The sequence below is a fragment of the Streptomyces sp. Y1 genome (assembly GCF_041053115.1).
GTDB classification, from domain to species: domain Bacteria; phylum Actinomycetota; class Actinomycetes; order Streptomycetales; family Streptomycetaceae; genus Kitasatospora; species Kitasatospora rubellomurina.
In genome coordinates, this window is record NZ_CP163445.1 from 3,843,979 (window position 1) to 3,863,876 (window position 19,898).

Below are 19,898 nucleotides of genomic sequence, written 5' to 3' on the forward strand. Positions count from 1 at the left end.
GCCAGCAGCGGGTGTGCCCGTTGCCGCCCGCGAGGCGGCGCACGGCCCGGCCGGAGAACCGGCCGAGTGCCGCGCGGCGTCACCCAGAGCGTGCGGGGACACCTACGTCACAACCTCACCGGCGGGTGAGGGAGAGGGCCGGAACTATGGAAGAGCCTCGTCGCCTCGGCGGCAGGTACGAGCTCGGCGGCGTCCTCGGGCGCGGCGGCATGGCCGAGGTGTACCTCGCCCATGACACCCGACTCGGCCGCTCCGTCGCAGTGAAGACGCTCCGGGCCGACATGGCCCGTGACCCGTCGTTCCAAGCCCGCTTCCGCCGCGAGGCACAGTCGGCGGCATCGCTCAACCACCCCGCGATCGTCGCCGTGTACGACACCGGCGAGGACTACATCGACGGCATCTCCATCCCGTACATCGTGATGGAGTACGTCGAGGGGTCGACGCTGCGCGAGCTGCTGCACTCCGGCCGCCGGCTGCTGCCCGAGCGGGCGCTGGAGATGACCATCGGCATCCTGCAGGCCCTGGAGTACTCGCACCGGGCCGGCATCGTGCACCGCGACATCAAGCCGGCCAACGTGATGCTGACCCGGCAGGGCAACGTCAAGGTCATGGACTTCGGCATCGCCCGCGCGATGGGCGACACCGGGATGACCATGACGCAGACCTCGGCCGTCATCGGCACCGCCCAGTACCTCTCCCCCGAGCAGGCCCGCGGCGACCAGGTCGACGCCCGCTCCGACCTGTACTCCACCGGCTGCCTGCTCTACGAGCTGCTGACCGTCCGCCCGCCGTTCGTCGGCGACTCCCCGGTCGCGGTGGCCTACCAGCACGTCCGGGAGGAGCCGCAGCCGCCGTCCGTCTTCGACCCCGAGGTGCGCCCCGAGGTCGACGCGATCGTGCTCAAGGCGCTCGCCAAGGACCGCGACTACCGCTACCAGAGCGCCGACGAGATGCGCGACGACATCGAGCGCTTCCTCGACGGCCTGCCGGTGGCCGCCGCCCAGCAGGCCGCCGCGTACGGCATGGGCTACGGCTACGACCAGAACGGCTACCCGCAGCAGCACGACCCGTACGGCCAGACCAACGTGCTGCCGCAGCAGCCCGGCGGCGGCCCGACCACCGTGCTGCCGCAGGCCTCCGGCCAGGGCGGCTACGGCCAGCCGGGCGGCTACCAGGACGACGGCTACGGCCAGACCTACGCGGGCGGCCCGGGCGGCGGCAACGACGGCTACGACGACGGGGGCCGTGCCGGCCGCCGCGGCGCGGACCAGCCGAAGAAGAGCAACACCTCCTGGATCGTGCTGGCGGTCGCCGCCGTGCTCGTCCTGGTCGGCACCTTCTTCGTCGCCCAGGCGATGTTCAGCAACGACGGCAAGAAGGACGCCGCGAAGGTCGCCGCGCCGAACCTGGTCGGCAAGAGCCTCGCGGACGCCAGGACCGCCGCCACGGCGGCCGGCTCCAAGCTGACGGTGACGGAGGGCGAGAAGGTCGCCTGCCCGGACGCCAACGTCAAGAAGGACCAGGTCTGCACCCAGAACCCGACGGCCGGCACCCAGGTCGCCGAGAACACCGCCATCACGGTGCAGCTGTCCTCCGGCCCGGCCAAGACCCAGGTCCCGACTGTCACCGGCAAGCCCAAGGACCAGGCCACGAAGGCCCTGAGTGACGCCGGCTTCACCAACGTCACCACCGAGTACAAGGACGACGACAACGCCGCGCAGGACACCGTCACCGCCCAGGACCCGGCGGCCGGTTCCAACGCCGACCCGAGCGCCCCGATCAAGCTGACCATCTCGCAGGGCAAGGCCAAGCAGACCGTGCCGAACGTGGTCGGCTCGCAGAAGGACGACGCGGTCAACCAGCTGCAGGGCCAGGGCTTCCAGGTGGACGCGTCGAAGACCACGCCGACCACCGACCAGACCAAGGTCAACACCGTCGCCTCGCAGTCGGTCGCGCCGAACACCAAGGCCGCGGCCGGCACCAAGATCAGCCTGACGATCTACAAGGCGCAGGACAAGCCCCAGGTCCCGCCGCTGCAGAACCAGAAGCTGTCGGACGCCGCCGCCGCGCTGGCCAAGGTCGGCCTGCTGTACACCGTGGTCGCCGGCCCGCAGGACCCGAACGCGGTGATCGTGCAGAGCAACCCCCCGGCCGGCACCCAGATGGACCCGAACTCCCAGGTGCAGCTGGTCACCCGCCCGGCCGATCCGGCCAAAGGGGGGGACCCCTTCCCGCCCACCAAAGGAAACCCCTAAGCCCTTCTTCCCTTTCTTCTGAGGGGGGACCGGTGACCGGGAACGCCCGAGGGCCCGTCGCGACCGTCGCGACGGGCCCTCGGGCGTTCCCGCGGTCCGCGACCGCTCAGGAGTGCCGCAGCTCGGGCGGCGGGGTGCGCTTGGCGTCCACGTCGTCCACCCGCACCAGGCTGCCCCAGACGGCCATCCGGTACCGCGAGGTGTAGACCGGCGTGCAGGTGGTCAGGGTGATGTACCGGCCGGGCGCGGCGTAGCCGGAGCGGGCCGGGACGGGCGCGACGATGCCGGTGTCGTACTTGGACGTCTCCGACAGCGTGCTGTCGACCTTGTAGACGTACCACTTGTCCTTGGTCTCGACGACGATCGAGTCGCCCTTGTGGACGGCGTCCAGGTCGTGGAACTTGGCGCCGTGGCCGTCCCGGTGCGCGGCCAGCGCGAAGTTGCCGCTCGGGTCCCAGGGCATCGCGGCCTTGTACGGCTGCTCGTAGACGCCCGCGACGCCCTCGTCCAGCACCTCGGTGGAGGTGCCCATCCGGATCAGCACCTGGTAGCCGTCGCCCATCGCCGGGACGTGCAGGAAGCCGACGTCGTCCCCGGCCGCGAACCGCGGCGGCCCGCCGGGGGAGGGCGTCGCCCCGGGGACGGACGACGAGCCGCCGCCCGGGCTCGCCCAGGCGTCGCGCAGCCGGTCCGAGGCGGCCGAGGCCGAGCGGTCGGCCTGCACGTTGGTCCACCACAGCGAGTAGGTCACGAACAGGCCGAGGACCAGGCCCAGGGTGATCAGCAGTTCGCCGAACACGCCGAGCGCGGCCAGCGCCAGGCCGCGCCGCCGGGCGGGCCGCGGCGCCTCCTCGGGCGGGGGGAAGGCCTCCCGGCCCGCCCCGGCCGGTTCCGCGGTCCCGTCGTCCTGCATCAGCGGTCCTCCCCCTCGTCCCGAGCGGCCGAGCGGCTACCCGCCCGTGATCGCGGCCGGCTTGCCCTGGCTGCGCGGCCGTTCGTCGATCATCTTCCCAAAGACGATGAGACGGAACTTGGAGGTGAACTCCGGTGTGCAGGTGGTCAACGTGATGTACCGGCCGGGGCCGGTGTACCCGGAACCGTTCGGCACCGGCTTGATCACGCTGACGTTGCTGGGGGAGGTCTCCGGGATGCCGCTGGTGATCTCGTAGGTGTAGTAGGCGTTCGCGGTCTCCACCACGACCTTGTCGCCCTTTTCGAGCTTGTTGATGTACCGGAACGGCTCGCCGTGGGTGTTGCGGTGCGCGGCCAGCGCGAAGTTGCCCGCCTTGTCGGCCGGCATCGCGGTGCCGGTGTAGTGCCCGACCAGCCCGTTGTCGAGCACCGCGGACTTCGAAGTCCCTTCCGCGATCGGGAACTTGAGCCCCAGTTTGGGCAGGTAGATGATGGCGAAGCCCTTGCCCGGGGCGAACACCTCGGGCTTGTTCGGGTCCGGCGCCGGCTGCCCCGGTGCGGCGGGGCCCTGGGCCGCGTCGAACTGCTGCTCCAGCTGGTCGCGGGCGCTGCTCGCGGCCTCGTCCGCCTGCACGTTCGTCCACCAGAGCTGGTACGCGACGAACAGCAGCATCACCAGGCCGAGCGTGATGCACAGCTCGCCGACGAACCGGGCGGCCACCACGACCACCGACTCCTTGGGCCGCGCCCGCCCCGCGGCGCGCCCGCGCGCCCGGCGCCGCCCGCCGCCCGAGCGCACGGCGGTGCGGCCCTGGGCGGCCCGTCTGCGCTCGGCCCGGCCGCCGGTGGGCGGGGCCGGCTCGGCGGCGGGCTCGGCGCTCTCCGCCGGCAGCCGCAGCTGGAGGGTGTGGTCGGGCAGCCAGGGGTACTCGGGGCCGCCCTCGGCGGGCTGCTCGGCCTGCTCGTACACCCCCCAGGCGTCCTCGGTCGCCGCCGGCCCGGCCGGCTGCGCGCCGTACGGGTCCTGCGCGTACTGGTGCCGGCCGTACTCGTTGCGGCCGTGCTGCCCGTGCTGCGCACCGCCGTGCACCGGGGCGGCGCCGTACGCGTCCGCCTCCGGCTGGTAACGCCCCTCCGGACGCAGCGCGGTCACGCCGCTCAGCCCCGGCCGATCACCGGGGCGAGCCCGGCCGACCGCTCGACGGCGCGGGCGTCGCCGCAGTCCGCGAGCCAGTTGGCGAGCATCCGGTGGCCGCCCTCGGTGAGCACCGACTCGGGGTGGAACTGCACGCCCTCGACGGGCAGTTCACGGTGCCTCAGGCCCATGATCACACCGCTCTCGACGGTCCGGGCGGTGACCAGCAGCTCGTCCGGCACGGTGGCCGGGTCGACCGCCAGCGAGTGGTAGCGGGTCGCGGTCAGCGGCGAGGGCAGGCCGGCGAACACCCCGCCGTCCTCGTGCTCGACCAGCGAGGTCTTGCCGTGCAGCAGCTCCGGCGCGCGGCCGACCACCGCGCCGTACGCGACCGCGATCGACTGCAGGCCGAGGCAGACGCCGAACACCGGCAGCCCGATCCGGGCGCAGTGGTGGACCATCTCGATGCAGACGCCCGCCTCCTCCGGCGACCCGGGGCCGGGCGAGAGCAGCACGCCGTCGAAGCCCTCCTCCCCCGCGCGGCGGACGGCGTGGTCGACGGTCACCTCGTCGTTGCGCACGACCTCGCAGGTGGCGCCGAGCTGGTACAGGTACTGGACCAGGTTGAAGACGAAGCTGTCGTAGTTGTCCACCACCAGGATGCGGGGCGGGGTCGACTGGGTGGTCATGCGCGCGTGGTCTCCGTGGGATGCGGTGCTGGGTGGAAGTGCGGGGCCCGCCGGTTCAGCCGGCCGCGGCGCCGTCGCCGCCGTCCACTGTGACGTCGCCGAAGGGGAGCAGCGGTTCCGCCCACGGGAAGACGTAGGTGAAGAGGAGGTAGACGATCCCCAGGATCAGGAGCAGCGAAATGACCGCCCGGACCAGGGTGTTCCCCGGCAGGTGGCGCCAGATGAAGGCGTACATGCTGCTCCCTCGAGGTAGCGGACTGGGGTCAAGAGTAGACCCGGGATCAACAGCCGCGAGGCCGGTCCGTTACGGCTGGCCACCCGTCGAGCGCAGCTCGGTGGTGCCGGAGTACCCGGGAAGGGTGAGCTCGCCGTTCTCCTGGACCTTCCAGCCCAGCCCGTAGGCCTGGACGTACTGGAGGTACTTGCGGATCGTCGGGTCGGCCTCGACGGCGGCGCTCAGCGCGTCCGTCCTCCCGACCGCCTTGATCACGTACGGGGGCGAGTAGACCCGGCCCTGGAGCAGCAGGGTGTTGCCGACGCAGCGGACGGCACTGGTGGAGATCAGCCGCTGGTCCATCACCTGGACGCCCTCGGCGCCGCCGCGCCACATCGCGTTGACCACGGCCTGGATGTCCTGCTGGTGGATGACCAGGTCGTTGACGTTGGGCTCGGCGACGCCGGGGATGCGCGCGGTGGCGTTCGGCGGGGCGTCGTTGAGGGTGACGGTCAGGCCCGCGCCCTGCAGCGGCTCCATGGCCGCGCCGAGCCGCAGGCCGTCCAGCTGGGCGGTGTCGGCGGGGCTGTGGGCCTGCTGGTCGGTGAGGTCCTGCGCCCGGGCCTGGAGGTCGGCCAGCTGGGCCTGCGCCTGCTGGTTCTGCGAGCTGCGCTGGCGGATCACGTCGCCGAGGCTGAGGAGGGAGTTGTCGGTGCGCAGGTCGGTGCCGCGGGCGGTCTGCGCGCTGACGTAGAAGAGCAGACCGGCGAGCGCGAAGACGGCGCAGGTCAGGGCACGTCCGACATTTCGGATGCCGGAGCGGCGGGTACCGGCCGGTCCAGGGGGAATCGACAAATTAGTCACCGTACCCTTATCTCCTCGGGACCCGCCGAGCCACTACGCTAACGGACGCCGGTGGCGTGTGCGGGAACGGTCCCCAGGACCCGCTCCCGCGGCCCCCGGCGACCGACTCACCCGCTGCACCTCTGCGCGGTCTCACAGCGCATCGACAGGAGATCCCCTCGTGCCGAAGTCTCGACTCCGCAAGAAGTCCGACTACACCCCGCCGGCGACGACGACCGCGGTGAAGATCAGCTCGGGCCGCGGCTGGGTAGCGCCGCTGATGCTGGCGCTGTTCCTGATCGGCCTGGTGTGGATCGTCACCTACTACGTGACCAGCGGTTCGTACCCGGTCGAGGGCTGGCGCAACTGGAACATCCTGGTCGGCTTCGGCTTCATCGCCGCCGGCTTCGGCGTCTCCACCCAGTGGAAGTGACGCTCCCCCCGCACTGAGGCTCCGCGGAGCCCGCACCGCCGCTTCGGAACGGCCCGACCCGGAGCGGCGGTTCGTCGTGCCCGAGCGCGGCCGGGAATCCGGTGCGCTTTTCCCATCGTCACACCATCGTGTTTATCCACATGGTTATCCACACTGGGGAAAAGTCTCCCCAGCCTGTGGATAACTTTCCCGGCCGCGGCTTTCCCCAGCCGTGCACAACCGCCGGTGCGCCTGAGAATCGCACAGCTGGACACGCGTAGAACAGCAGTCCACAGCCCGGTCGGCGCACAGCCTGTGCACAACCCCGCACCCGCTGTGGACAACCGTCCGGGCGTCACCCGCCGTACAGGCCCATCCCGGTCAGCAGCATCCCGGCCTCCACGGCCAGCGCCCCCGCCAGTGCCAGCCCCTGGACCAGGCCCCGGCGCTCGCGCGGGGCGTACATCAGACCGAACGCCACCAGCGCGCCCATCAGCAGCCCGCCGAGGTGCGCCCGCCAGTCGATGATGTCCGTGCGGGAGAAGGTGACCACCGCGTTGAAGACCAGCAGCGCCAGCACCGGGCCGAGCGGCCCCCTGGTCCGCAGCTGCAGCACGACCTGGGCGCCGATCAGGCCGAAGATCGCACCGGAGGCCCCCAGCGAGCCCAGCCAGTCGCCGTCCACCAGGAAGGCGAAGACGCTGCCGCCGAGGCCCGCGAGCAGGTAGAGCGCCAGGAAGCGCAGCCGGCCGAGCGCCTGCTCCAGCGCCGGGCCGAGGATCAGCAGGGCCAGCATGTTGGTGCCGATGTGCCACCACTCCAGGTGCAGGAAGGTGGCGGTCAACAGCCGGTACCACTGGTCCGGGCCCTCCGCGATGCCCTCCGGGCCGCCGCGCAGCGCCCCGACGCTGTACAGCGACCAGACCTGCCCCAGCTTCGGATTCAGCACGTACGCGGCCAGCACCCAGACCGCCAGGTTGACCCCGATCAGCAGCTTGGTGACCAGCGCGCCGTCCGCGGTCGGCGCCCCGCCGAACCGGGTCGTCGCCCGCCGGGCGCCGGCGTGCCCCGCGCCGACGCACTCCGGGCACTGGAAGCCCACCGCGGCCGGGACCATGCACTTCGGGCAGACCGGGCGCTCGCAGCGGGTGCAGGAGACGCCGGTCGCCGTCTCCGGGTGCCGGTGGCACCGGGGCAGCGCGGCCTCCGGGCCGGTCGCCGGGGTCCGATCCTCCGGACGCATCAGCCGTTCCCCTTCCCTGCCTGGGCGGCCAGCCTACTGCGGCGGCCCGGCCCCCGGGCGGGCTTCGGCCGTCGCGTACGGACCACTCCGGAGTGCCGGTGGACAAATCTGGATGCATGATCAGCATTCAGGTGGATATGTGCATAAAGGACGCCACCCAGGAGGAGAGGATCCCGTGACGCTCACGCACACGGCCCGCGAGACGGCCACCAGGACCAGGGACACCGCCGCCCAGTTCGCGGACGACGCCAGGCAGCGCCTCGGCCCCGCCCTGGACGCCCTCGGGCCGAAGGCCGGCCAGGCCGCCCACGCCCTCCGTGTCCAGTACGGCAAGCACCTCGCCCCACAGCTCGGCCACGCCTTCGCCGGGCTGCCGCCGGAGGCCCAGCAGAACGCCCTGAAGGCCTTCCACCGGGCCCAGGAGGCCGCCCTGGCGGCCCGGCTGTCCGCCGGCCGCGCCGCGGACCAGGCGCGCACCACGGTGGCGCCCCGGGTCCTGCAGGCCGTCGAGGACGCCCGGGCCGCCGTCGCCCCGGTCGCCCACGAGGCGCAGAGCCGGGGCGCCGCCGCACTGACCGCCCTGCAGGGCCACGTCAGCTCCGCCGAGATCAGCGACCTGGCCGCCCGCAACGCCCGCCGGCCGCAGTGCGGCCGCAGCCGGGCCGCCGGATTCGCCGTGGCGGGGGTGCTCGCGGTCGGCGGCCTGGTGGCCTGGCAGTGGTGGCGCCGGCACAGCAACCCGGAGTGGCTGGTCGAACCGCCGGCCCCGCAGGCACCCCGCCCGGCCGGCGCGCACGCCGCCACCGCCCCGGTGAACGGTGCCTCGGAGTCCGGGGCCGGCGCGGAGGCCGCCGCCCCGGAGCCGGACGGCGAGGAGCCGCCGAAGCCCGAGTGACCGGCCCGGCCCCGGCCCGGCCCCGGAACGACGAGAGCGGCTGACCCGGAGGTTTCCGGTTCAGCCGCTCATCGCGTGCTGTGGAGCATAGGAGACTCGAACTCCTGACATCTGCCTTGCAAAGGCAGCGCTCTACCAACTGAGCTAATGCCCCTCGACGGCACGGCGCGTGCCAACGGGCACTAGCGTACCGGGTTCCGGCGCGAATCCCCGCGCCGTCCCCTGCGGAAGAACCGGCCGGTCCGGTCGTTCGACCGGGCCGACCGGATCGGGAGGCGCGGTCCGCGCCTCCGAAGATCGTCGATCGTCAGATCGTCCGGGGTCAGCGACCGGCCGGAACCGGGTCGGTGGCCTCGGTCCACAGGTCCTGCTCGGCGCGGTCCGCCTGGACCTGACGGTAGACAAAGAAGCCGCCGAGGGCGACCAGGGCGACCAGGAGGAGCTTCTTCACCGCGGGACCTCGTCCTTCTTGCGTTGGTGGACTCAGGAGCCGGTGCTCCGGCCGGATCGACCGGGCCGACGAGTCCAGATGTGTTTCGAGCTCGAATGGGCGGCCGGATACCGGGCTGCCCTTGCGGCCGATGATACACACCGGTGTCCCAATCGTGACCAGCCACCGGGGAGGTCAATCCGGCGGCCCGGCCCGAGGATTGACGCCGTACCTCGTCAGAGCCGGTCCCGGTCCGCCGCGGGAACGCCGAAGGGCCCGGAACGGATCGCCGTGGATCGTTCCGGGCCCTTCGGGGCGGTGGGCCTAACAGGACTTGAACCTGTGGCCTCTTCCTTATCAGGGAAGCGCTCTAACCGTCTGAGCTATAGGCCCGCGCTGCACGAGAGAGCGTACCGGATGGTGCTCCGATCCGCGGAACCGCTCGCTCGTGATGAAGGCGGAAGGCCCCGGAGTGGATCACTCCGGGGCCTTCGCGGTGGTGGGCCTAACAGGACTTGAACCTGTGGCCTCTTCCTTATCAGGGAAGCGCTCTAACCGTCTGAGCTATAGGCCCTTGCCGCACTGAAAGATTAGCGGACCGACCGCCGATCCCCCAAATCCGTATCGGCCGAGGTCGCGGCGGGGACAGCGGCGGGGACACCGGCGGCCGGGCGCAGCAGCCACTCCTCCCGGGTCGACGGCAGGCCGGCCGGGCCCTCGGCGGTGGCGCGGACGGCGAGGATCTGGTTCACCCCGATCCGGTTCTGCTCGAAGGCGAGCGCGGAGGCGGCCATGTACAGCCGCCAGACCCGGGCCCGGCCGCGGCCGACCAGCCGGACCGCGTCCGTCCAGTGCGCCTCCAGGTTCGCCACCCACTCGCGCAGGGTCAGCCCGTAGTGCTCGCGCAGCGACTCGACGTCCCGCACCTCGAAGCCGGCCTCCTCCAGCCGGGACACGGTGGAACCGACCGGCGACAGTTCGCCGTCCGGGAAGACGTAGCGGTCGATGAAGGGGCTGGGGCGGTGCGGCTCACCGGGGTGGTCGGGGCGGCGGGCGATCTGGTGGTTGAGCAGCCGGCCGCCGGGCACCAGCAGCCGGTGCAGGCCCTCGGCGTAGACCCGGTACTGCTCGGACCCGACGTGCTCGGCCATCCCGATGCTGGAGACCGCGTCGAACGGGCCGTCGGTGATCTCCCGGTAGTCCTGCAGCCGGACCTCGACCCGGTCGGCCAGGCCGGCCTCCTCGATCCGGCGGCGGGCCAGCGCGACCTGCTCGGTGGAGATCGAGACGCCGACCGCGGTGACGCCGTAGTGCTCCGCCGCGTGCAGCAGCAGCGAGCCCCAGCCGCAGCCGACGTCGAGCAGGCGCATCCCGGGCCGCAGGCCGAGCTTGCGGCAGACGAGGTCGAGCTTGGCCTCCTGGGCGGCCTCCAGGCTCTTCGCCGCCGGCGTCCAGTAGGCGCACGAGTAGACCATCGAGGGGCCCAGCACGAGGCCGTAGAACCCGTTCCCGACGTCGTAGTGGTGGCTGATGGCGGCGCGGTCCCGGCCGCGGCTGTGCAGCCCGCCACGGGGCTTGCGGACCTCCTCCGGGGGCGGGGTGGGCTCGGGGCCCACCGCCCCGGCCCGCAGCGCGACGGCCAGCGCCCGGCGGCCGGCGGCGCCGAGCACGCCGCGCGGGCCGAGGTCCAGCGTGCGGATCTGCGGCAGGTCGGCGAACCGGCCGACCACCGACAGCAGCTCGTAGAGGTCGCCGCCGGGGGCGACGTCGAGGTCCCCCGCGACGTAGCCGCGGGCCAGGCCGAGCTCGCCCGGCTGCCAGAGCAGGCGGCGCAGCGCCCGGCGGTTGCGCAGCACGAGGGTGGGCGCCCCGGGCGGCCCGGCGGTGCTGCCGTCCCAGGCCTGCAGGCGCAGCGGGGCGGGAATCCCCAGTAGCCCGTCCAGGGCCTCGACCAGTTGACCTGCGAGCTTCGCCACCGCGTGCCTCCGTCCAGCCGTCCTGCGGAACGTCACCTCACCCGGTCGGGCGGACCGGGGGCGGCCTGCGGCACTCCCAGGAGCGGAACGGGCGGCGTCCAGCTTGTCCCACCGCGGCCGGCCCGCTTCCGGGCGGCGCGCCGCGGGCGGCCGGCTGTCACCCGAATGCCGACGGGCCCCGCAGGCTGCAACAGCCTGCGGGGCCCGGTGATTCCGCGCGCGGGCGGACGGTTGACCGGCGGTCAGATCACGGCGACCGGGGTCATTCCTCCTCGGCGAGGGTGAGCTCGATGCCGCCGGTGAAGCCGGCCGCGGCGTTGTAGATGAACGCCGAGAGGGTGGACAGCGCGGTCAGCAGGACGATGTCCACCACGGCGATCAGCGTGGTGAACAGCATGACCTTGCCGAAGCCGATGTAGTCCATCAGGTTGAGCGCGCTGGAGGCGTTCTCCGCGCCGCCGCCGGTGACGTCCTTCATGGTCTTGGTCAGCGAGTCGAAGACGCCGAGCGAGTCCAGCGTCATCCACAGCACCGCCGCGGCCACGATGATGATGATCCCGACCGCCACCGACAGCAGGAAGCTGACCTTCATCACGGACCACGGGTCGACCTTGGTCACCCGGAGGCGGGCCTTGCGGGTCCGGCCGAAGCCGCCGGCGGGCGCCGGGCTGCCGGCCGGGCGGCGGGCCGCCCCGGGCACCGGCGTGCCGCCGGGCGGGGTGTTGCCGCCGGTCCGGGTGCCCCGGGCCGGGGTCGGCTGCCCCTTGGTGTACGTGGTCGGCTGGGAGAAGCCGCCCGATCCGCCGGCCGGGCTGCTCGGCGGCGGCGGCGTCTGGCCGCCGTAGGTCTGGCCCGACCCGCCGACCGGTGGCATCAGCGAGGTGGACGCGGCCGAGTGCTCGGTCGGCGGCTGCGGCACGCCGTACGAACCCCCGCCCTGCGCGCCCGGACGGCCGCCGGAGGGTCCTCCCGCAGCACCCGTGGCTCCACTCACCTGGTCCTCCCGCACTTCCCACCAGGGCGGCGCCCTGGTCCGTCACTCGTCATCCAGCGCCCGGCGGGATTGCCCGGAACTGGTCGGCGCGCCGGCGCCGTCGCGCCCACTCTCTGGACGCGACGGCACCGGTCCGCGGTTCGGTTCAGACCTCGGCGTCGCCGCCGACCGCCGTCCCCGTTCCCTCGGCCGTCTCGGTGGACTCGGTGCCCGTCACCTCGTCCTCCGCCGTCTCCTCGTCCTCGGCCTCGGCGTTGCGGGCCATGCCGACGACCGCATCGCGCTTTCCGAGGTTGATCAGTTGGACGCCCATGGTGTCACGTCCGGTTTCACGAACCTCGGAAACCCTCGTGCGGATCACCCCACCCGAGAGGGTGATCGCCATGATCTCGTCGGTGTCGTCGACCACCAGTGCGCCGACCAGCGAGCCCCGGCCCTCCACGATCTTCGCCGCCTTGGTGCCGTAGCCGCCGCGTCCCTGGACACGGTACTCGTCCACCGCGGTCCGCTTGGCGTACCCGCCGTCCGTGGCGGTGAAGACGTACGTGCCCGGACGGACGACGTTCATCGAGAGCAGCTCGTCGTCCTCGCGGAACGCCATGCCCTTGACGCCGGAGGTGGCGCGGCCGGTGGGGCGCAGGGCGTCGTCGGTCGCGGTGAAGCGGATCGACTGGGCCTTCTTGGAGACCAGCAGCAGGTCGTCCTCGGAGGAGACCAGCTCGGCGCCGATCAGCTCGTCGTCCTGGCCCTCCTCGTCCTGGCGCAGGTTGATCGCGATCAGGCCGCCGGAGCGCGGGGAGTCGTAGTCCTTCAGCGGGGACTTCTTCACCAGGCCGGCCCGGGTGGCGAGGACCAGGTACGGCTTGTCCTCGTAGGTGCGCACGGCCATCACCTGGGCGATGTGCTCCTCCGGCTGGAAGGCCAGCAGGTTGGCGACGTGCTGGCCGCGGGCGTCGCGGCCGGCGTCCGGCAGCTCGTAGCCCTTGGCGCGGTAGACCCGGCCCTTGTTGGTGAAGAACAGGATCCAGTTGTGGGTCGTCGTCACGAAGAAGTGGTCGACGATGTCGTCCTGCTTGAGCTGGGCGCCGCGCACGCCCTTGCCGCCGCGCTTCTGCGAGCGGTAGAGGTCGGAGCGGGTCCGCTTGACGTAGCCGCCACGGGTGATCGTGACGACGATGTCCTCCTCGGCGATGAGGTCCTCGATGGAGAGGTCGCCGTCCGAGGGGATGAGGGTCGAGCGGCGCTCGTCGCCGTACTTCTCGACGATCGCGGCGAGCTCCTCGGAGATGATCTCCCGCTGACGGGTCGGCGAGGCGAGGATCGCGTTGTACTCGTCGATCTTGCGCTGCAGCTCGTCGTGCTCGTCCGTGATCCGCTGGCGCTCCAGGGCGGCCAGGCGGCGCAGCTGCATCTCCAGGATCGCGTTGGCCTGCAGCTCGTCGATGTCGAGCAGGCCCATCAGGCCGGTGCGGGCGGCGTCGGCGCTGGCCGAGGCCCGGATCAGCGCGATGACCTCGTCGATCAGGTCCAGGGCCTTGAGCAGGGCGCGCAGGATGTGGGCGCGCTCCTCGGCCTTGCGCAGGCGGAAGGTGGTGCGCCGGACGATGACCTCGACCTGGTGGTTGACCCAGTGCCGGATGAAGGCGTCGAGCGACAGGGTGCGCGGCACGCCGTCGACCAGGGCCAGCATGTTGGCGCCGAAGTTGGTCTGCAGCTCGGTGTGCTTGTACAGGTTGTTGAGCACGACCTTGGCGACCGCGTCGCGCTTGAGCACGACGACCAGGCGGGTGCCGGTGCGGGACGAGGACTCGTCGCGGACGTCGGCGATGCCGGCGATCTTGCCGTCCTTGACCAGGTCGGCGATCTTCAGCGCGAGGTTGTCCGGGTTGACCTGGTACGGCAGCTCGGTGATGACCAGGCACTGGCGGCCCTGGATCTCCTCGACCTCGACCACGGCGCGCATGGTGACCGAGCCGCGGCCGGTGCGGTAGTAGTCGTCGATCCCGCGGCGGCCGACGATCAGCGCGCCGGTGGGGAAGTCGGGGCCCTTGATCCGCTCGATCAGGGCCTCGAGCAGCTCCTCGTTGGAGGACTCCGGGTTCTCCAGGTACCAGAGCGCGCCGGAGGCGACCTCGCGGAGGTTGTGCGGCGGGATGTTGGTGGCCATGCCGACCGCGATGCCGGTGGCACCGTTGACCAGCAGGTTGGGGATGCGCGCGGGCAGGACGGTCGGCTCCTGCGAGCGGCCGTCGTAGTTGGGCGCGAAGTCGACGGTCTCCTCGTCGATGTCGCGCATCATCTCCATGGCCAGCGGCATCAGCTTGCACTCGGTGTAGCGCATGGCCGCGGCCGGGTCGTTGCCCGGGGAGCCGAAGTTGCCGTTGCCGTCCACCAGCGGCATCCGCAGCGACCACGGCTGGGCCAGGCGGACCACGGTGTCGTAGATCGAGGTGTCACCGTGCGGGTGGTAGTTGCCCATGACGTCGCCGACGACGCGGGCGCACTTGTAGTAGCCCTTCTCGGGGCGGTACCCGCCGTCGTACATCGCGTAGAGCACGCGGCGGTGCACCGGCTTGAGGCCGTCGCGGACCTCGGGCAGCGCACGGCTGACGATGACGCTCATCGCGTAGTCGAGGTACGAGCGCTGCATCTCGGTCTCGAGCTCGACCGGCTCGATCCGCATGGTCGCCTGGGCGGTGGCCTCGGCGGCCTCGGGGGTCTCGGGCTGTTCGCCGTCGGGACGGTTGTCGTCGACCACTGGTGGTCAGTTTCCTTTCACGCGGACTGGTACGTGCGGGGCCTGGGGTGCAGGCGCGTCACACGTCCAGGAAGCGGACGTCCTTGGCGTTGCGCTGGATGAAGGACCGGCGGGCCTCGACGTCCTCGCCCATCAGCACGGAGAACAGCTCGTCGGCGCGGGCGGCGTCCTCCAGGGTGACCTGGAGCAGCAGCCGGTGCTCGGCGTCCATGGTGGTGACCCGGAGCTCCTCGGCGTTCATCTCGCCGAGACCCTTGAAGCGCTGGATCGCGTCGTCCTTGGGGAGCCGGCGCCCGGCCTCGACCCCGGCGGCGATCAGCGCGTCGCGCTCGCGGTCGGAGTAGGCGTACTCGAAGTCGTCCTTGCCCCACTTGATCTTGTACAGCGGCGGCATGGCGAGGTAGACGTACCCGGACTCGACCAGCGGCCGCATGAAGCGGAACAGCAGGGTGAGCAGCAGGGTGCGGATGTGCTGACCGTCGACGTCGGCGTCGGCCATCAGCACGATCTTGTGGTACCGCAGCTTGGACTCGTCGTAGTCCTCCTGGATGCCGCAGCCGAAGGCCGAGATCAGCGCCTGGACCTCGGTGTTCTGCAGCACCTTGTCGATCCGGGCCTTCTCGACGTTCAGGATCTTGCCGCGGATCGGCAGGATGGCCTGGGTGCGCGGGTCGCGGCCCTGCTTGGCCGAGCCGCCGGCGGAGTCACCCTCGACGATGAAGATCTCGCACTCGGACGGGTCCTTGGACTGGCAGTCCGAGAGCTTGCCCGGCAGCGAGGCGGACTCCAGCAGGCCCTTGCGGCGGGTCAGGTCGCGGGCCTTGCGGGCGGCGACGCGCGCGGTGGCGGCCTGGATGGACTTGCGGATGATGTCCGCGGCCTCGTTGGGGTTGCGGTCCAGCCAGTCGTTGAGCTGCTCGTGGACGACCTTCTGGACGAAGGTCTTCGCCTCGGTGTTGCCGAGCTTGTCCTTGGTCTGGCCCTCGAACTGCGGCTCGCCGAGCTTGACCGAGATGATCGCGGTCAGGCCCTCGCGGATGTCCTCGCCGGAGAGGTTGTCGTCCTTCTCGCGGAGCAGCTTCTTGTCCCGCGCGTAGCGGTTGACCAGGCCGGTCAGCGCCGCGCGGAAGCCCTCCTCGTGGGTGCCGCCGCCGTGGGTGTGGATGGTGTTGGCGAAGCTGTAGACCCCCTCGGTGTAGGAGGAGTTCCACTGCATCGCGACCTCCACCGAGATCGCCTTGTCCTTGTCCTCCGCCTCGAAGTCGATGACCGAGGGGTGGACGACCTCGCCCTTGCGGGAGTTGAGGTGGGCGACGAAGTCGGCGATGCCGCCGTCGTACTTGTACGTGACGGTGAGCGGCTTGCCGTCCTCGTCCACGTGCTCGGGGCGCTCGTCGGTCAGCGAGATCTGCAGGCCCTTGTTGAGGAAGGCCATCTCCTGGAAGCGCCGGGAGAGCGTCTCGAAGGAGTAGACGGTGGTCTCGAAGATGTCCGGGTCGGCCCAGAAGGTGACGCTGGTACCGGTCCGGTCGGTGGCCTCGTTCTTGACCAGCGACGCGGTCGGCGCGCCCATCTTGTAGTCCTGCGTCCAGCGGTGGCCGTCGGTGTGGATCTCCACCGCGAGCCTGGTGGAGAGCGCGTTCACCACCGAGACGCCGACACCGTGCAGACCGCCGGAGACCGCGTACCCGCCGCCACCGAACTTGCCGCCCGCGTGCAGCACGGTGAGGACGACCTCGACGGCCGGCTTCTCCTGCCCGGGGACGATGCCGACCGGGATGCCACGTCCGTTGTCGACCACCCGCACGCCGCCGTCCGGCAGGATCGTGACGTCGATGGTGTCGGCGTGCCCGGCCATGGCCTCGTCGACGGAGTTGTCCACGACCTCCTGCACCAGGTGGTGCAGGCCGCGCTCACCGGTCGAGCCGATGTACATGCCGGGACGCTTGCGGACGGCGTCGAGGCCCTCCAGCACCTGGATGTTGCTGGCGTTGTAGGACTTCTCGCCCTGGACGGTCTGGTCTGGGGTCTGGCTGGGGTTGCCGGAATCGGCCACGAAGCGCCCTCTCTGGCACAGCACGGGCCGCAACCCCGCCCCCACGGGCGAGCGTGCGACCACGGCGTTTCGACTCGGTTGCCACTAGCAACAGTGTTTGCCCCTCAGTCTACCGGTAGGACTGACAGAGATGGGCGTTTGGCAGCCCTTGAAGGCAGATACGCCGCCCTGAATCCCCTCTGCACATGTCCCGATACTCGACCGGGGGGCCCAGAGCGCCTGGAAGGGCTGTCAGGGGTTCCGGAAGATCCGCATCCGTTCCGACCGCGGCCGGCGCCGGTCAGCCCCAGGTGTCGCCGGGCCCCTTGCTCCCCGGCGCGCGCAGCCGGCCGTAGCCGCGGACGGGCGCGGCCGGGCCGAGCACCTTGATGGTCCGGACCGTGCCGTGGCCCAGCTCGTGGTTCAGACGCGCCACCAACTGCCGCGCCAGCCAGCGCAGTTGGGTGGCCCAGGCGGTGGAGTCGCACTGCACGGTGAGCACCGCGGCGGCATCGTCGTAGGAGGAGGGGTGGCAGTGCGCCGCGATGTCCGGGCCGACGATCTGCGGCCAGCGGCCCATCACCCCGCCGACCGCCGCCGAGGACTCCCAGCCGCGCTCGGTCAGCAGCCGGTTCAGCGCCGCGCCCAGCGGGACGGGGTCGCGGCCGTCCGAGCGGGCGCCGCTGCGCAGGCCGTACCGCTTCGCCTCGCGCTTCTGCTGGACCTGCTCGCCGCGCTGCTTGGCCTGGGCGCGGGCCGCGCGCAGCGCCGAGCGGGCGAGGTCGGCGCCGGTCGGCTCGGGAGTTGGTCCGGGAGAGGTCTCCGCCGGCTCGCTCACGGCGATCTCCTTTCCCCAGCCTGTGGACAACGCTGAGCGATCCAGCGTACGGGAGCGCACGCGCGACGGGCCGCCGGGTGCGCCCGGCGGCGGGACTGCGGGGGAGGGGCGAGAGGGGGGAGGGGCGAGAGGGGGAGCCGGGGGCCGGCTCAGGCGTCGATGCGGCGGACGGCGCCGTCCGCGACCGCGAACCGGGCGCCGGCCAGCGCCTTGGGCACGTCCTCGGCGACGGCCGCGGTCACCAGCACCTGCTCGCCGTCCGCGACCAGCTCGGCCAGCCGGTCCCGGCGGGCGGCGTCCAGCTCGGCGAACACGTCGTCCAGGATCAGCACCGGCTCGCCGCCGTCCGCGCGCAGCAGCTCGTACGAGGCCAGCCGCAGCGCCAGCGCGAACGACCACGACTCGCCGTGGCTGGCGTAGCCCTTGGCGGGCAGCGGGCCGAGCTTGAGCACCAACTCGTCGCGGTGCGGGCCGACCAGGGTGAGGCCGCGCTCGACCTCCTGCTTGCGGGCGGACCGCAGGGCGTCGAGCAGCTGCTCCTCGGCCTGCTCGCGACTGGTCGGCAGCCCGGCGCCCTCGAAGGAGCTGCGGTACTCCAGGGTGGTCTCGCCGCCACCGGGGGCCAGCTGCCCGTACGCGGCTGACACCAGCGGCTGCAGGGCGGCCACCAGCTGGATCCGGAAGGCCGTCAACTCGGCTCCGGCGCGCGCCAGGTGGCCGTCCCAGACCTCCAGGGTGGACAGGTCGGCGCCCTTGCCGCCGCCCGCCCGGCGGGCCATCGCGGCGGTCTTCAGCAGGGCGTTGCGCTGCTTGAGCACCCGCTCGTAGTCCTGCCGGACCCCGGCCAGCCGGGGCGCCCGGGCGGTCAGCAGCTCGTCCAGGAAGCGGCGGCGCTCGCCCGGATCGCCCTTGACCAGGGTGAGGTCCTCGGGGGCGAACAGCACGGTGCGCAGCAGGCCCAGCACGTCGCGCGGGCGGACGTTGTCGGAGCGGTTGATCCGGGCCCGGTTGGCCTTGCCCGCGGTGAGCTCCAGCTCGACCAGGGTGGCGCGGCCGCGGTCCACCACCGAGGTGCGGATCACGGCCCGCTCGGCGCCCAGCCGGATCAGCGGGGCGTCGGTGGCGACCCGGTGGCTGCCCAGGGTGGCGACGTAGCCGATCGCCTCGACGAGGTTGGTCTTGCCCTGGCCGTTGGGCCCGACGAAGGCCGTCACGCCCGGGTCGAGGGGAACCTCGGCCCGGGCGTACGACCGGAAGTCGGCGAGCGACAGATGCGCGACGTGCATGGCTGTGGACTGCGCTCGCCTTCTATCAACAGGGCTGTGGAGGAAGCCCGGTGGGGATTACTTCGACTCGACCGCGTGGCCGCCGAACTGGTTGCGCAGCGCGGCGATCATCTTCATCTGCGGCGAGTCGTCCTGGCGGGAGGCGAACCGGGCGAACAGCGAGGCGGTGATCGCCGGCAGCGGCACGGCGTGGTCGATCGCGGCCTCGACGGTCCAGCGGCCCTCGCCGGAGTCGGCGGCCCAGCCGCGCAGCTTGGCCAGGTGCTCGTCGTCGTCCAGGGCGCGGACGGCGAGGTCCAGCAGCCAGGAGCGGATGACCGTGCCCTCCTGCCAGCTGCGGAAGACCTCGCGCACGTCGGTGACCTCGGGCGCGGCCTCCAGCAGCTCCCAGCCCTCGGCGAAGGCCTGCATCATCGCGTACTCGATGCCGTTGTGGACCATCTTGGCGAAGTGGCCGGCGCCGACCTTGCCGGCGTGCACGTTGCCGAACTCGCCCTCGGGCTTGAGCGCCTGGAAGATCGGCTGGACCTTGGCGACGTGCTCGGCGTCGCCGCCGTACATGAGGGCGTAGCCGTTCTCCAGGCCCCAGACGCCGCCGGAGACGCCGCAGTCGACGAAGCCGATGCCCTTGGCGGCCAGCGCCTCGGCGTGCTTGATGTCGTCGGTCCAGCGGGAGTTGCCGCCGTCGACCACCACGTCGCCGGGGGAGAGCAGCTCGGCGAGTTCGTCGACGGTCGCCTGGGTGGCGGCGCCGGCCGGAACCATCACCCAGACCACGCGCGGGCCCTGGAGCTTGGTGACGAGTTCCTGCAGGCTCTCGACGTCGGAGACGTCGGGGTTGCGGTCGTAGCCGATGACGGTGTGGCCGGCGCGGCGGATCCGCTCGCGCATGTTGCCGCCCATCTTGCCGAGACCGATGAGGCCGAGCTCCATGACCAAGTCCTTACCTGTGGTGACGTGCCTGCCGGCGGCGCCGTTGCCGC

The 19,898-nt window shown here is 72.0% G+C and carries 17 protein-coding genes and 3 tRNA genes; 3 read left to right on the forward strand and 17 right to left on the reverse strand.

Going from position 1 to position 19,898, the window contains the following annotated elements:
- Positions 1-146: 146 nt before the first annotated feature.
- Complete coding sequence (gene pknB / locus AB2U05_RS16255) at positions 147-2,255, forward strand: Stk1 family PASTA domain-containing Ser/Thr kinase (RefSeq protein ID WP_045698609.1); 2,109 nt, start codon at positions 147-149, stop codon at positions 2,253-2,255.
- Positions 2,256-2,361: 106 nt separating this feature from the next.
- Here pknB and AB2U05_RS16260 read toward each other — a convergent pair whose 3' ends face one another.
- The 5 genes from AB2U05_RS16260 to AB2U05_RS16280 all read right to left on the reverse strand — a co-directional run bounded on the left by AB2U05_RS16260 (position 2,362) and on the right by AB2U05_RS16280 (position 6,060).
- Positions 2,362-3,168: a class E sortase gene (locus AB2U05_RS16260; RefSeq protein ID WP_369183569.1), complete on the reverse strand. Its 807-nt coding sequence runs from the start codon at positions 3,166-3,168 to the stop codon at positions 2,362-2,364.
- Between the two features lie 36 nt (positions 3,169-3,204).
- Positions 3,205-4,320: a class E sortase gene (locus AB2U05_RS16265; RefSeq protein WP_369183570.1), complete on the reverse strand. Its 1,116-nt coding sequence runs from the start codon at positions 4,318-4,320 to the stop codon at positions 3,205-3,207.
- 5 nt (positions 4,321-4,325) lie between these two features.
- Positions 4,326-4,991, reverse strand: coding sequence for an aminodeoxychorismate/anthranilate synthase component II (locus AB2U05_RS16270; protein WP_045698611.1), 666 nt, complete (start codon positions 4,989-4,991; stop codon positions 4,326-4,328).
- A 55-nt stretch (positions 4,992-5,046) separates the two neighbouring features.
- Complete coding sequence (locus tag AB2U05_RS16275) at positions 5,047-5,226, reverse strand: hypothetical protein (protein WP_045698613.1); 180 nt, start codon at positions 5,224-5,226, stop codon at positions 5,047-5,049.
- A 69-nt stretch (positions 5,227-5,295) separates the two neighbouring features.
- Entirely contained in the window at positions 5,296-6,060 is a 765-nt protein-coding gene (locus AB2U05_RS16280; protein WP_244178853.1) for a DUF881 domain-containing protein, read from the reverse strand.
- Positions 6,061-6,229: 169 nt separating this feature from the next.
- Here AB2U05_RS16280 and crgA point away from each other — a divergent pair, with 169 nt between their 5' ends.
- The gene (gene crgA, locus AB2U05_RS16285; RefSeq protein WP_045698615.1) at positions 6,230-6,481 is read left to right on the forward strand and encodes a cell division protein CrgA; all 252 of its coding nucleotides are present in this window, start codon (positions 6,230-6,232) and stop codon (positions 6,479-6,481) included.
- Positions 6,482-6,815: 334 nt separating this feature from the next.
- Here crgA and AB2U05_RS16290 read toward each other — a convergent pair whose 3' ends face one another.
- Positions 6,816-7,703 carry a rhomboid family intramembrane serine protease gene (locus AB2U05_RS16290; RefSeq protein ID WP_045698617.1) on the reverse strand — a complete coding sequence of 296 codons (888 nt, stop codon included), beginning with the start codon at positions 7,701-7,703 and terminating at the stop codon, positions 6,816-6,818.
- 175 nt (positions 7,704-7,878) lie between these two features.
- Here AB2U05_RS16290 and AB2U05_RS16295 point away from each other — a divergent pair, with 175 nt between their 5' ends.
- Positions 7,879-8,598, forward strand: a complete 720-nt coding sequence (locus AB2U05_RS16295; RefSeq protein ID WP_045710580.1) for a DUF5324 family protein — start codon at positions 7,879-7,881, stop codon at positions 8,596-8,598.
- 81 nt (positions 8,599-8,679) lie between these two features.
- Here the strand turns inward: AB2U05_RS16295 and AB2U05_RS16300 are convergent.
- The 11 genes from AB2U05_RS16300 to gnd all read right to left on the reverse strand — a co-directional run bounded on the left by AB2U05_RS16300 (position 8,680) and on the right by gnd (position 19,848).
- A tRNA-Ala gene (locus AB2U05_RS16300) sits at positions 8,680-8,752 on the reverse strand.
- A 168-nt stretch (positions 8,753-8,920) separates the two neighbouring features.
- A complete protein-coding gene (locus AB2U05_RS16305) occupies positions 8,921-9,049 on the reverse strand; it encodes a DLW-39 family protein (protein ID WP_014137031.1) in 129 nt (42 codons plus the stop codon).
- A 298-nt stretch (positions 9,050-9,347) separates the two neighbouring features.
- Positions 9,348-9,421 (reverse strand) — tRNA-Ile (locus tag AB2U05_RS16310).
- 104 nt (positions 9,422-9,525) lie between these two features.
- Positions 9,526-9,602 (reverse strand) — tRNA-Ile (locus AB2U05_RS16315).
- A 16-nt stretch (positions 9,603-9,618) separates the two neighbouring features.
- Positions 9,619-11,004 (reverse strand): class I SAM-dependent methyltransferase, encoded by a 1,386-nt coding sequence (locus tag AB2U05_RS16320; protein WP_369183571.1) that lies wholly within the window; start codon positions 11,002-11,004, stop codon positions 9,619-9,621.
- Between the two features lie 262 nt (positions 11,005-11,266).
- Positions 11,267-11,998: a DUF3566 domain-containing protein gene (locus tag AB2U05_RS16325; RefSeq protein WP_045698745.1), complete on the reverse strand. Its 732-nt coding sequence runs from the start codon at positions 11,996-11,998 to the stop codon at positions 11,267-11,269.
- A gap of 145 nt (positions 11,999-12,143) precedes the next feature.
- Positions 12,144-14,681: a DNA gyrase subunit A gene (gene gyrA / locus AB2U05_RS16330; RefSeq protein WP_045698747.1), complete on the reverse strand. Its 2,538-nt coding sequence runs from the start codon at positions 14,679-14,681 to the stop codon at positions 12,144-12,146.
- Positions 14,682-14,814: 133 nt separating this feature from the next.
- Complete coding sequence (gene gyrB, locus AB2U05_RS16335) at positions 14,815-16,836, reverse strand: DNA topoisomerase (ATP-hydrolyzing) subunit B (protein WP_045698749.1); 2,022 nt, start codon at positions 16,834-16,836, stop codon at positions 14,815-14,817.
- Positions 16,837-17,092: 256 nt separating this feature from the next.
- Positions 17,093-17,629, reverse strand: a complete 537-nt coding sequence (locus AB2U05_RS16340) for a DUF721 domain-containing protein (RefSeq protein WP_369183572.1) — start codon at positions 17,627-17,629, stop codon at positions 17,093-17,095.
- Positions 17,630-17,778: 149 nt separating this feature from the next.
- Positions 17,779-18,915 carry a DNA replication/repair protein RecF gene (gene recF / locus AB2U05_RS16345; RefSeq protein ID WP_369183573.1) on the reverse strand — a complete coding sequence of 379 codons (1,137 nt, stop codon included), beginning with the start codon at positions 18,913-18,915 and terminating at the stop codon, positions 17,779-17,781.
- Between the two features lie 57 nt (positions 18,916-18,972).
- On the reverse strand, positions 18,973-19,848 hold the full coding sequence (gene gnd, locus AB2U05_RS16350) for a phosphogluconate dehydrogenase (NAD(+)-dependent, decarboxylating) (RefSeq protein ID WP_045698681.1): 876 nt from the start codon (positions 19,846-19,848) through the stop codon (positions 18,973-18,975).
- Positions 19,849-19,898: the final 50 nt, after the last annotated feature.

What these genes read in the sequence shown, in the direction of transcription:
- pknB (WP_045698609.1), top strand. Translation starts at nt 147, where the DNA reads ATGGAAGAGCCTCGTCGCCTCGGCGGCAGGTACGAGCTCGGCGGCGTC.
- AB2U05_RS16260 (WP_369183569.1), bottom strand. Translation starts at nt 3,168, where the DNA reads ATGCAGGACGACGGGACCGCGGAACCGGCCGGGGCGGGCCGGGAGGCC.
- AB2U05_RS16270 (WP_045698611.1), bottom strand. Translation starts at nt 4,991, where the DNA reads ATGACCACCCAGTCGACCCCGCCCCGCATCCTGGTGGTGGACAACTAC.
- AB2U05_RS16275 (WP_045698613.1), bottom strand. Translation starts at nt 5,226, where the DNA reads ATGTACGCCTTCATCTGGCGCCACCTGCCGGGGAACACCCTGGTCCGG.
- AB2U05_RS16290 (WP_045698617.1), bottom strand. Translation starts at nt 7,703, where the DNA reads ATGCGTCCGGAGGATCGGACCCCGGCGACCGGCCCGGAGGCCGCGCTG.
- gyrA (WP_045698747.1), bottom strand. Translation starts at nt 14,681, where the DNA reads ATGCGGATCGAGCCGGTCGAGCTCGAGACCGAGATGCAGCGCTCGTAC.
- recF (WP_369183573.1), bottom strand. Translation starts at nt 18,915, where the DNA reads ATGCACGTCGCGCATCTGTCGCTCGCCGACTTCCGGTCGTACGCCCGG.
- gnd (WP_045698681.1), bottom strand. Translation starts at nt 19,848, where the DNA reads ATGGAGCTCGGCCTCATCGGTCTCGGCAAGATGGGCGGCAACATGCGC.